We start from the raw sequence: 341 nt of genomic DNA, 5'->3' as shown, positions 1-341 counted from the left end.
CGGGCCGGGGCGGCGGGGCGACTGCGGACGGGGCCCCAAGTGCGGGCCCGGGCACGGGAGTCGGCGACGCCGGGCGTACAGACGCCGCACCCCTCGTAGCCCCACGGCCGCATGCCGCACCGCCGACCTCCACGCCGCTGGACGCCGTGACCCTCGCCGCGCTGCTCGCCCGCGAGGCCGCGCACCTCGGCACGGGTGCCGGCGCCGCCGAGGCGGCCGATCTCGTCGCCCGCGTCGCCGACTCCGTACGCCGCACCGCGGACTTCCTCACCGAGCGCTGCGCCGCGCCTCAACCCCCGCCGGGCACGGGCCCGTTCCTGGAGTCGGAGCAGGCGCTCGTG

1 pseudogene is annotated in these 341 nt (G+C 80.1%); it reads left to right on the top strand.

Annotated elements, in window-relative coordinates:
• Nucleotides 1-101: 101 nt before the first annotated feature.
• Nucleotides 102-341: pseudogene (locus tag AN218_RS38125) on the top strand (siderophore biosynthesis protein); the annotation flags it as partial.

It is taken from the genome of Streptomyces nanshensis (assembly GCF_001751255.1).
GTDB classification, from domain to species: Bacteria; Actinomycetota; Actinomycetes; order Streptomycetales; family Streptomycetaceae; genus Streptomyces; species Streptomyces nanshensis_A.
The sequence above is the reverse complement of the archived record's forward strand: the minus strand, read 5'-3'. Positions and strand labels throughout refer to the sequence as shown.